Source organism: uncultured Nostoc sp. (assembly GCF_964245575.1).
Classification (GTDB): domain Bacteria; phylum Cyanobacteriota; class Cyanobacteriia; order Cyanobacteriales; family Nostocaceae; genus Nostoc.
In genome coordinates, this window is record NZ_CAXTNP010000256.1 from 1 (window position 1) to 11392 (window position 11392).

General features: G+C 41.3%; 8 protein-coding genes. 3 read left to right on the plus strand and 5 right to left on the minus strand.

Translation table 11 applies throughout. From position 1 onward, the window contains the following. Together ACFFAP_RS29940 and ACFFAP_RS29945 are read left to right on the plus strand one after the other, a co-directional pair. On the plus strand, positions 1–988 hold a 988-nt coding region (locus tag ACFFAP_RS29940), incomplete at its 5' end, for a CHASE2 domain-containing protein (protein ID WP_375514618.1). A gap of 132 nt (positions 989–1120) precedes the next feature. Beyond that, positions 1121–1927 carry a DUF928 domain-containing protein gene (locus tag ACFFAP_RS29945; protein WP_375514619.1) on the plus strand — a complete coding sequence of 269 codons (807 nt, stop codon included), beginning with the start codon at positions 1121–1123 and terminating at the stop codon, positions 1925–1927. Positions 1928–1968: 41 nt separating this feature from the next. Here the strand turns inward: ACFFAP_RS29945 and ACFFAP_RS29950 are convergent, their stop codons facing one another. The 5 genes from ACFFAP_RS29950 to ACFFAP_RS29970 form a co-directional block, all read right to left on the minus strand. Beyond that, complete coding sequence (locus ACFFAP_RS29950; protein WP_375514620.1) at positions 1969–4605, minus strand: CHAT domain-containing protein; 2637 nt, start codon at positions 4603–4605, stop codon at positions 1969–1971. A 14-nt stretch (positions 4606–4619) separates the two neighbouring features. Next, on the minus strand, positions 4620–7073 hold the full coding sequence (locus ACFFAP_RS29955; protein ID WP_375514621.1) for a filamentous hemagglutinin N-terminal domain-containing protein: 2454 nt from the start codon (positions 7071–7073) through the stop codon (positions 4620–4622). A 561-nt stretch (positions 7074–7634) separates the two neighbouring features. Further along, entirely contained in the window at positions 7635–8411 is a 777-nt protein-coding gene (locus tag ACFFAP_RS29960; RefSeq protein WP_375514622.1) for a hypothetical protein, read from the minus strand. Between the two features lie 1178 nt (positions 8412–9589). Beyond that, a complete protein-coding gene (locus tag ACFFAP_RS29965; protein WP_375514623.1) occupies positions 9590–10390 on the minus strand; it encodes a hypothetical protein in 801 nt (266 codons plus the stop codon). Positions 10391–10809: 419 nt separating this feature from the next. Next, positions 10810–11019, minus strand: a complete 210-nt coding sequence (locus ACFFAP_RS29970; protein WP_190900068.1) for a helix-turn-helix transcriptional regulator — start codon at positions 11017–11019, stop codon at positions 10810–10812. A gap of 154 nt (positions 11020–11173) precedes the next feature. Here ACFFAP_RS29970 and ACFFAP_RS29975 point away from each other — a divergent pair, with 154 nt between their 5' ends. Beyond that, positions 11174–11365 carry a hypothetical protein gene (locus tag ACFFAP_RS29975; RefSeq protein ID WP_375514624.1) on the plus strand — a complete coding sequence of 64 codons (192 nt, stop codon included), beginning with the start codon at positions 11174–11176 and terminating at the stop codon, positions 11363–11365. The last annotated feature ends 27 nt before the right edge of the window (positions 11366–11392 follow it).

An 11392-nucleotide genomic window follows, 5' to 3' on the forward strand; every position in this document is an offset into this window, starting at 1 on the left:
AGCTTTGCAAAAACTTAGACAATTCAAAGCACGAACTATTGGTTTAGATATCTATCGTGATTTTTCCGTAGATCCCAGCAAGGCAGATTTAGGCTCTTGGATGCGGCAAGATAGTAGCTTAATAGCTATTTGCAAAGCTAGTGAAGCAAAAATAAATCAACCAGGCGTTTCACCTCCTCCAGAAATTCCTGTAGAACGTCAAGGATTTAGTGATTTTTTGCAAGATCCAGATGGAATTCTGCGTCGCCATCTTATAGCTATGAAACCAGATTACACATCTGTTTGTACTACTCGCTACGCTTTTAGCGCTCAGTTGGCATTTAATTATCTCAACTCTTTAGGAATTTCTCCTAAGTATACCCGAACAAAGGAATTGCAGATTGGGAAGGTTGTGTTTAAGCGTTGGCGATCGCACATGGGCGGCTATCAACAAATAGATGATTTGGGCTACCAAATATTGCTTAATTACCGTTCTTCTTCTGATTCTTTAGAAGTTGCCGAACAAGTGACATTAAAAGATGTAATAACTGGTATTGTCAAGCCGGAGATGGTAAAGGATCGGGTAATTATTATTGGCATTACGGCTCAAAGCGCTGGTGATTATTTTCCTACTCCTTACAGTACTAGACAAAGATTCTATCGAACAATACCTGGGGTAGTTGTTCATGCTCACATGGTTAGTCAAATTCTGAGTGCAGTTTTAGATGGACGATCCTTATTATGGGTTTGGTCCACTTGGAGCGAAGCTTTATGGATTTGGAGTTGGTCTGTTTTGGGTGGAATACTATCGTGGCGTATTCGCAATCCTTTGCAGTTAGGAATAGCGGGGGTTAGTGCACTCGGTTTTTTATCTGGACTTAGCTTGATACTGTTCGTTTGGGGTGGTTGGACACCACTTGTTCCAGCAGCGTTAACTTTGGTGATTACAGGTGGTAGTGTCACAGCTTATACCGCATCTGTAGCTAAAAACAAGGGTTTCACCGAATAATAGGCATTGCTCCCCTTACAAAAATTGCAATCAAACAATTGATGCAGAAAATAAACAGCTTTAATCAGGCATATAACTGCCTTTATCTGCGACTATAGAGTTAGTTCCCGGCAGTCAAACGTTCCTAGTAGAATGAAATTACTTATTTTACAGATTAAAATTGCATTCACTATCAGTTTGGTATCACTCGGTTTGACAACAGTACAGGCACAGCCTAACAAATCGGTAATTCTTGTGCAAAGTCCGACTTCTAGGTCAAGTCAACAATTAAACAAACCATTAATCTTTAATACACCTCTTCCACCAGATGATATCGGTGCACCTGGTCACCGCACTGCCGGAGGAAAGCGTGGCTGTGAGAATATCGACAAGCAATTCACTAATGTTAAAAAAAAGTCGCTTACAGCCTTGGTTCCAATTTATGGCTCAAAAAATTCCGGGTTAGTCTTTGGATTAATAACCACTTCTAATCCCAGCTTCTGGTTTTATGTTCCTTATTCATCCAAAATTAACGCTGAGTTTGCATTGCAAGATATAAGAGGAAACATTGTCTATCAAACCCCTGTCTTACTTTCAGGAACACCAGGGATTGTCAATATTTCTCTTGCATCCACGGCAGTATCTTTGGAAATTGGACAGCAATATCACTGGTATTTTAATATTTACTGCCAGCCGGAACAACCACCTATTTCTATTGATGGATGGATTCAAAGGAACTCAGTGAACTCAGTCCAAAAGACTCTTTTGGAGAAAGCAACTCCACAGCAACGCCTTACTATTTATGCCAGCAATGGATATTGGTACGACGCGCTAACGATAGCATCTGGACTTCGCCGTAACGACCCAAAAAATACTGATTGGACTACCCTATTGCAAGCTATTGGTTTGGCTGATATTGCTCCTGAACCCATAGTAAATTGCTGCCATTCTGAAAATTGATTGATTACCTTGTTTGCAGATTAGCAGCATGAAGGAAAAAATTAAAGCCAATTGCCTACTAAAACATAGGGTGCCCAGTAGATTGGACTTTGGTACGAAGGATTTTTTAAAAGAGTCAGCTGGGCTTGACGAAGTGCTTCGGCTTTATTCATTTGAGGCATTTCAATTAATTCTTTGTAAAACTGGCTCATCAGAGTAGCGGTAGACTCATCTTCCACGTTCCATAAGGAAGCCAAGGTACTACGTACACCTGCACGAACAGCTACCCCAGCTAACCCTAAAGCAGCTTGCTCATCACCACTAGCTGTTTGACAAGCACTTAACACTAACAACTCTACAGCTTCCGGTCTATTTTCTTCTCTAGTTCGCAATAAATTACTCAACTCGTTTACCTTAAGTTGCTTATCCCAAGCTAAAATAAATGTTTGGTCAGCATTAGAACTAAACTGTCCGTGAGTTGCTAAGTGAACTACTTTAAAAGGTAACAATTCAATTTGTTTTTGGAACGCCTGGGAGGTAAACTGCTGATTGAGCAGCACTTTAGTTTTTACTTGTGATTGAATCTGTTTTAACTCATTTTTTACGTAAGGTAATCCGGAAAATCCTAAACGTGCCTCAGTTAATCCGGCTGTTAACACTTGCAATTGCTTTTTAGGTAAGGGTTTGGGGTCAAACAGCCGTAAACCAGGGGTCAGTACGAGTGCATACTTTTCCACAAGATATTGTTTGCCATCGTAAAGTGATGCCATCGGCACATTCCGCAACGCTCCATCCAATACGAATACCAAGGTTTTGACTTGATTTTTTGCAAGGACTGCTGAAGCCGGCTGAATTAACCAATCATATACCTGTTTAGATAAGGACTGAACTGTTAGTAGTGCTTGGGGTTTAATAATGTTTGCACGCAATTGTTTAAGTGTGCTTTCTACTTCTTGCTTTGTTACATTAGTAGCATAGTGTTTTAAATCCTCTTGCCCAGGTAACTTAAGAATAACCTCTAATCGATTTGGTAGAATAATTGGATAGATAAATGCTGCTGTCTGGTCTTGCTCGATTACTTGGTCTACTGTCACTTTGATAGTTAAACAAGCTTGGCGAAAGTAGTTGTCTAGTTCTGCCAACTGTAAAAATTCAATTAAAGAACGAGCTTGGGTAAGATTTTTTGATGATGGTTCTGAGTTCCCTTCTACTTGTAACAGCAGTGCAACTAACTCTCGATACACCGGCTCTACATTTTCTCGAAAGGAAAATTGAATTCCTGGATTGCTTGCAGCAAAATCGCTACGTAAAGACTGAAGGGTTTGAACTGCTTGAGAATAAGATAAAATTGCGCTGTTTACATCTCCCTGAACTTTGAGCAAACGTCCCATCTGCCATTCCCACTGATATCCAATGTCAGACGCTTCAATACTTTGTGCGATAAGTAAAGCTTTTTGTGTCAATTCTTTGGCATCGGCAAATTGTCTTGTTTGTTCATACACCCAGCCGAGAGTTCCTTGAGCATAAGATTCTGCTCGTTTGTCTTCTAAACTTTGCGCTTGCTCAACACCCTTGACTAAAATTTGGGCAATTTCTAGCCAAGAAGCTATATTTGCGCCTGCCTTTTGTTTAAGTTTCCCTAAATTCTGGGCAAAGTTAATCCTAGCGTACACTGCCATTCGGCTAGGGGGTAACTTGTTAATTTCTGACTGAATTTGAGGCTGTAATCTGATCGCGCTACTCCATTGCTTTGTCTCCACGAAAAAGCTAAATTGATTCAACAGCAATTGGATACGCGTACTTGAGGGAATGGATATAGCAGCAGCCTGTCGATAAAAATCTAAAGTAGCTTGAGTATTCCCTAAATAGAAGGCTGTATTAGCTAGGCCAACTAAAGCTTCAGCGACTTCTTGATTTGATTGCAACTCTTGAGCCACTTCTAGACTGTGCTTTAATACTTCCTCAGACTCCTTTAAATCCCCAACTACTCGTAGTACATTGCCAAGCTTACGCAGTCCTATAGCTTTTAAAGTCGAGTTTTGTTGCTTTTGCAAGTTCTGTTGAACCTCAGTTAGGATTTTCTTAGCTTGCGGGTAAAGCCCCAGAACTTGTAAAGCTTGAGCTGAACTAATGCGATCGCGAATAAGTTTATCTTCATCGCCTATTTGTGTATAAATATTGGCAGCTTTTTCCCAGTACTGTAGTGCTTTTTCACTTTGTCCTCGCGCTAATTCCCACTGTCCTTGAACATCTAAAGTTTGAGCAAGGATTTGTGAACGTTCTGGTGAATTTTCTACATTCTGTAATAATGAAAGGCTTTGAGCGATCGCGGATTGCGCCTCTGTCCATAAACCAAGTTGTTGATCAGCTAAAGATAGGTTCCTTAATGTCATCGCAAGTCTTAATTTATCTCCACCAGCAGCATAGTTCCTAACAGCTTGTTGTAGAATCTTCACTGCATCACTAAACTGCTGAGATTCGTATAAAACCCTGCCTTGTTCTACTAAATTTTCTGTATTACGTAAATCATCAGCTGACGTGTTCACTACAATATGGGCAGCGCTGGGCAAAATTGCTGTTATTAAAAATAGCGCCAGGAATATGATTAAACTAACACGGTGTACGGATATTGCCTGCCACTGTCTAAGAGGGTGTTGAACTCTTTGCCAAAATCCATTGAGTTTACTATGCTTACTCATGCGGGTTTCTCAACTTAATGCTCGTGAGCAGATGTTGATATACCACAAGCTGTTGATGGCTGCCCGGAACTATGGGGAGTGGCGCTATGTGGATTAGTTATCAATATTATGTCACCTTTACTATTAGTCACCCATCCTGTAGCTTCAATAATAGGTGCTGGCATAGAAATGAGCGAATCTTTGCTAGCAGCTTGAGGCTGGCGATTATGACTGCTAGAAACGAGAGTTGCCCATTCTGATTGAACTGTATCATTGCTAAAAGCTTCTCTCGGATTGGATGGTAAACCGCCGCGTCCAGTGATCACAAAGGAGCTTTGAGCATAACCTGGACTGTAACAACCTTGAGCTACTTGGGTGTCAACTGGTACTGTTGGCAACTCAACCAAGCCACTGTTGGGATCGATACCAGGTGTGTTAAGTTCTACAATGCCTTGTCTACCAAATTCTGAACTAGCAGTGATGTCACTCAAGGGAGTTGAACTTTTACGGAACTCAATACCATAAATACCATTCGCTTTGATATCCACTCTCCCACCACTGCCTGTGTAAGCATTGGCAGTGATGTCACTATTTTCACTAGGCACGGCAATGATGAAGCCCGATGGGGCATTGATGGTGATATTGCCGCCGTTTCCACCAGATCCTTGAGTGCCTGCGGTGGTGGATATCTGACTGCCACGGCGCATTAGCAATAAGTCGTGCGGTTGCAACTCTATATTACCACCCTCGCCTGATGTGGTTGTAGCTGAAATCACTCCTTGGTTGTCTAAATTAATAGAGGCAGCCTGTACCAGAATGTTACCTGCATTAGCAATTTGGTTACCTTGTACGTTAGCAAGCAGACCACTGGCAGGATCATCATTATCAACTATAGTAGGATACTTTTGCTGCTGAAACCGATCAAAGTAAGTCGAATCGCTCCCAGAAATTTTTACCCAGTCAGTGGCTGTTACCGTGATGTCACCTGCACGTCCGGTGCCGAAGGTAGTGGTGATCACTTGTCCGCCATCAGTAGCCTCAAAAGTGTTGGCGTTAACAGTGATTTTACCGCCTGGGGAGGCATTTCTAGTTCGCGCAATCAAAACTCCTCCGTCTGATAGGGACAATTCTTTAGTATTCACATTAATACTGCCACCTTGACCACTGTTTTCTCCCTCACTAGAAGTCTCCAAACCGCTAGAGTATCCCAGTATTGGATCTGCATTAACCCCAGAAATGTTGACAGAGCTAGCATTGACGGTAATATTGCCTCCCTTCCCTTTTCCCCAGGTATTGGACGAGATTACACCACCGTTGGTTAAGGTAACTTTCCCAGCCGTAATATTGATTGCACCAGCATCTTGTAACTCATAAGCCTGGCTTTCGACTAGGCTATTGTCAACAGAGACAATATTTTGAGCCTTAATAGTGACGTTCCCAATACGCCCTTCTCCCTCGTTCCTGATAATTAGATTAGAATTGTTGGTTAAGTCTAACGACCCAGTTTGAATATTGATGTTACTAGCATTGCCAACGCTTTTTTCTGTAATCGTAGTAATAGAACTACTTGCAAGAGATACAAACTTATTAGCTTGCACCGATATTTGTGCTGTCTGAGTCTCAAGACTACTGTTGTTCATATTTAAACTTTCTGCGTTGATTGCAATACTACCTTCCCCTTCGCCAGTGACCTGAACTTGAGAATTCGTAAGCGATACATCTGCTCGTTGCACTAGTGCAGGGTAATTTGAACGTAGAGTATTAGCCTCAACATTTAGCTTTACTGTTGTTGAACCTGTGACTCCTCCCAACTCAATTCGACTATCCTGTGCAGTCAAAATTGCGTTATTATCTAAGGTGACATTCCCGCCCACTAACAACAAATTCTGACCGTTATCAACCGATAGAGATGCTCCATTTACTTCAATAGAATTAATCGGCTGATTGGCAATTTGATTGAATAGAAAAGCGGAAGGATTGACCTTTAGTAATTCAGGGTTATTAGGAGCAGAAGCACTGAAAAAGCCCTGATTTCCAAAATCGATGGCATCGGCTGTCGTCGCTATAAACGAACTACGAATGTCCAGTTTGGCATTCCGGCCAAAAACAATCCCTTTAGGGTTAATTAGAAATAGGTTGGGATTAGAAACACCAGAGGTGCTAAGAGTTCCCATAATCTGGGAGCCACTACCACCCGTCACCCGAATTAAAATATTTTCAATAGCCGCGCTAGGACTAACGAAATCGGCTGTTTGTCCTTCGCCAATATTGAATTGCTGAAAGCTGTGGAACAGGTTGCGACCCGCCACGGTTCCCCCAGTGATAGCGCTAATATTGTCTTTGGGCGGGTTAACCACGGAATTAATAGGCAAGGTTGTATCTGCAACCGGGACGTTTTGTGCTTGGGTAGGGGTGAACTCGGCTAGACATAAAAGAAAAATCCCGCCTATAAGCAGAATGTGTGAGTGTGCTGTTTCATTGAGAGTCATAGGCTTTGTTGCATAAAACAAAAAAAAGACAGAGCTTCTCTCGATTAGGCCAAACGCATCATGTCAACAAAATGACTTTGTTCTCAACAGCCTCGAAAACAGTCGTATTAATTTCTGCTTATGCTTATTGACATAAGTTTAGTATCGCGCTTTGAGTTTTGGAAACTAAACCAAACCAGAAATGCTGATTTTTTCGTTGCTTCTTAACCTTGGTTCTGATCAAGAGTAATTTAGATAGATTTGCTCTGTTATCTCGATAGAGTTGGTAATTAATCTTCTACTCTGTAGATATTTGGTTTGCCTAACGGGATCATGCGGTTAAGTGCAGCACATTGCAGAAATAACTTGACTGCTTGATTGTCAAAAAAGCGTCGTCAAAACTAGCCTGCAAAGATCGTTTTTAGGCGAAACATAGCAGTTTCAGATAAAGAACACCGATGATATCTGCTTTGTTGCTTCCAGGATTTGCGTCAAACTTGACGAATTGAGCGTATATTTTTCTCGTCGCGTGGATGGGGCAGTGCTAGAGAGTGACTTTGTTGCTGAATCTTGGCCTTCCTGCTAGAAGGAAGGAAAGGAAGAATATGTCAGCTCGTAGTTAGCTTGACTCTTGCCCGATTTGAAGTAAACCTTATCAGAGTGCGGCCAGGTTGGAAATAGCTGCTTAGTGGCAATAGTCCCATGCTCAAGAATATCTAATTTTACATCAACTGGATTATTAACAATTAGCCCCCCGTCAGAAAAACAGCACGAGTCTCCATTTTTCATGGGAGAAGGAACATTGCAAACAATTCCCCCCCCAAACGAAACTTTGTCGCTTGTATTTCCGCCATTATAAGTGCTGATGCACTTCAAAGAAGTTAAAGATAATGTTTGACACGGGAGTGGCGAATCAGCAGTACATCGCCTAGTATTATCGCATGTTGTTAAGCAAGGAACGCATTGTGAGTCATCGTTCTTTAGCCCATCGTTTGTCCGAGGAAGTTTTTTACTGATAGCCTGAACCGGAATTTGACTCAATAAAAAACTAGAATGCTTCGCAGTGATTAATTCTGTTTCATTAGGAGCCAAAGAGATGTTTTGGATATGGGCATTAGAGTTGAAAAAATCAGGTTTTCCTTTTACAGCAACATTAAATTCCTTAAATCTTGCTTCAGGTATAAATATAGAACTGTCAGCCTCTTGGGTGGTATTCGGTGCGCTTTGCATCAAAGCATAATCCCCAGAGGAGGCGAGTGCCTGCGACACATCTGCACCGAACGCTCCGCCAATCGCTAAACAACACACTAAAAGCAACTGTAAGCTAAAACGCCACCAGAATCGATTCAGTCGGTACATAGCAACCTTTAAGAAGTAGTATTAAATCTGTGCCTTGCCAATTGCTTGCTAAGAAAATGTTTGAAAAGTCGCAAAGTATACTATAAACCTCACATCCACAGCCCGAGAGGCTTTGAAACTCCATTCTTTTATAAAGAAGGCTTGTCGGGGGGTTAGGTTTGGGAGATATTGCTGTTACCGAACAATTGGCAGTTCGCAGTTCGCAATTCGCTTTTTAAGCTTAAGTACGTAGGTGGAAAAATTTATAACTATATGATTGCAAACCTAGCGTAGCAAAGTGAAGCAATCACAAAGGTTTCAAATATTTTACATTTTGTTATATAGTTAGGTTTTTTTGTATCTACCTATTTAATCAACACAGTTATATTATTTATCACTAATCCCAGGTTAAACAAACTTCTTTGCCTAATCTTCAAAATCTAACTTTTTGTAGAATTTAATACATTTTACTAAATGTATAAGCAAAAATTTATTCTCCGTACAGATGGATTTTGTTCGCTTCTTTAAAATTCGATATATTGTGAAATTTCGTTTCGTTCTTGGCAAAAACGCAATTTCTTCTTTTATCAGAAATAATTTTGTGATATAGGATTGTACTCAAAAATACATAAGTTAATTTTATAGATAAGCTGACAACATCTTTACTCAAGCAACAATCAAATTCATACAAGCTTTATATAATGCTGTTAGCTGTGGTAAATCCGCTCATGACCTACATGAACACGTTTTAAGCACCATTCTCCTAAACTCGACCCAGTAACGGGGTAATCGACCACGGGGCGATCGCAACTTCCTGGAACCTATCCTATTAATAAAATTCTGTTAATCCAGATATGAATTGTGGCAAGAGAAACAAAAGCATTCAAACAGGCAGCAATCCTCAGCAAGTTTTTACCGTTACCTCTGTAACTGCACGAGTATAAATTCTACTTTTTTGATTTTTTCTACTTTCAGATAATTCTTAAAATCACACAAAGCATTGTTTCGTTGTTGCATTATTGTGTAATTTCCAACTCAAAAAGACTCAGTACTTTTTCTTCCAAAGCCGTCAAATAAGCTCGATTCAGTTTCCCCAGCGACTCCAAAAACTTTTGAACAGACTCCTCTAACGCGCCTGAATACGCTCGTGTAATGCGTAGGCGTAGCCCGCCGCAGGCATCGCTAATCTCCTGAACCTGCTAACACTCCTGCGGCAAGTAGTTGAAGGACTTCAGGTGCTGCAACCCAATGGTGTGTTCGCCATCCCAAACCTTTACGGTGCAACTAAAGTCGTTCACTGCGCTGACAATCCCCCAACACCCACCCTTTCCTCTGAGTTCTGGGTTGTCCTTTGCAAGGATTTGGCAGACTTCGCCTAACTGGTAGGTGTTCGGTACTTGAGTTCTTTCGATGATGCGCTGCACCACGTCTTTGACGATTCTGCCAGTTGGCACTTTCCCGCCAGCAAGTTCTACTGCTCTTAGCCACACTTCTTGCTGTTCCTGGGGTTCAAGCTTGGTCATTGGTCGGACTTGGCGTTCGCTCGTGGGCAGAATTTGTGATCCATTGGTTGCCAAATTCTCATTTACCACATTTTGACAACCAATGGTTGTCAAATTTTCGTAAACACCAGCTGCGGCAATCAAATAATTTGATTGTTGCCGACTATGCCCAAAGCGATGGCTTCGCCAACGCCAAGGGCGAACGCGGCAGTATTCCTCAAATGTTTTATGCGTGGAGCGATAAAGTCGTCTGTCCCTCAATTCCGTCAGCGCTTTCCCCGCCTCAAAAAACGCCCTTTCCACTTTCCTCTCCAGGTGCAGGCGATCGCGCTGTTCTTCTTCTGTCAACTCTGGAATTTCGACAGCAGTAACCGTAATTGTTGCTGAAGCTGGGTCTTTTTGAAGGGAGATATCTTCAAGGTCTTGATCATATGGCGGTGTGCTATCCCTAGATGTGGCAGAGGTGGCTTTTTTGTGCCGAGAGAGTGGTTTATTCACAAGGCCACCTTTTCTAACTCAGTGGTATTTGCTCAGAGTTGATTACAAATAAATTTTGGCTGTAGTGGTCAACTGCGATTGTATTAAACGCAATTGTCTTTGATAAGTGCTTCAACTGTCCTTGTATCTACCCACTTAAAGTCGGGAGCAACGCGATTTTGTGAGGTGCTAAAAATTAGGGGTATAAATGACCTGTTTAATAGTGCGATCGCAACGAAATACCTGTTTTTATTGAGAATCTAGCTATGTAACTGAGAATTAAACCCCGATCTCACTTTTTCGCGTTGCTCCCCTTAAAGTCATACTAAGCAGCCGATAAGTGGTTAGACAGGAAAGGAAAAAATAGATGTGATTGCTTTTACAGCAGAAAGAACAACAAAGAAAGCAAGTTAATAGTTTGACCAGTGATCATTTTTGTTTTACTGGTTAAACAATTGTGCAAGCTCTTCAATTGATAGTCGGGTGATTTGACATAATTTTGCTGTCTGCATCGGAGTAAGTCGTGGTAAATTAACTCCTCGCTCCCAGTTAGAAACAGTTTGATCTGTTACTCCCACCACTTCAGCAATTTGCCTCTGGGTTAATCCCAAAGACTCTCTTAACTTCATAAATGGATGCTCCGAACTCATCTATACAAAATTCTACTACAAAAATAAAGCTACAAAATTAAAACTACAAATTAAATTGACAACTACAAATGAACTTGATTTAATAGAGATAGAGAAAGCGCCTGGACTGGTAATCTGAAGCGCTTCTCTAGTCCTATTGAAGAACCTACTAATTATGACTCACGCTATCTACACTTATCAACAGCTGCAACTGAAATCTATTGCCCGACTCAAGCAAATCTACAGCGAAATCGGCTGCACAGTTGAGGTCAGCGACAAACGCTGCAAGGATTCTTGGATTACTGCGATCGCTGATTATCAAGCCAGCAAGATTCAGAAACAATACTGCTCGGTTAAGGAAAAATAGGGACTAAAATAAAGCAGATTATGTTCT

Coding starts and splice junctions, on each gene's coding strand:
- ACFFAP_RS29970 (WP_190900068.1), bottom strand. CDS start 11,019: ATGAGTTCGGAGCATCCATTTATGAAGTTAAGAGAGTCTTTGGGATTA.
- ACFFAP_RS29975 (WP_375514624.1), top strand. CDS start 11,174: ATGACTCACGCTATCTACACTTATCAACAGCTGCAACTGAAATCTATT.
- ACFFAP_RS29945 (WP_375514619.1), top strand. CDS start 1,121: ATGAAATTACTTATTTTACAGATTAAAATTGCATTCACTATCAGTTTG.
- ACFFAP_RS29950 (WP_375514620.1), bottom strand. CDS start 4,605: ATGAGTAAGCATAGTAAACTCAATGGATTTTGGCAAAGAGTTCAACAC.
- ACFFAP_RS29960 (WP_375514622.1), bottom strand. CDS start 8,411: ATGTACCGACTGAATCGATTCTGGTGGCGTTTTAGCTTACAGTTGCTT.
- ACFFAP_RS29955 (WP_375514621.1), bottom strand. CDS start 7,073: ATGACTCTCAATGAAACAGCACACTCACACATTCTGCTTATAGGCGGG.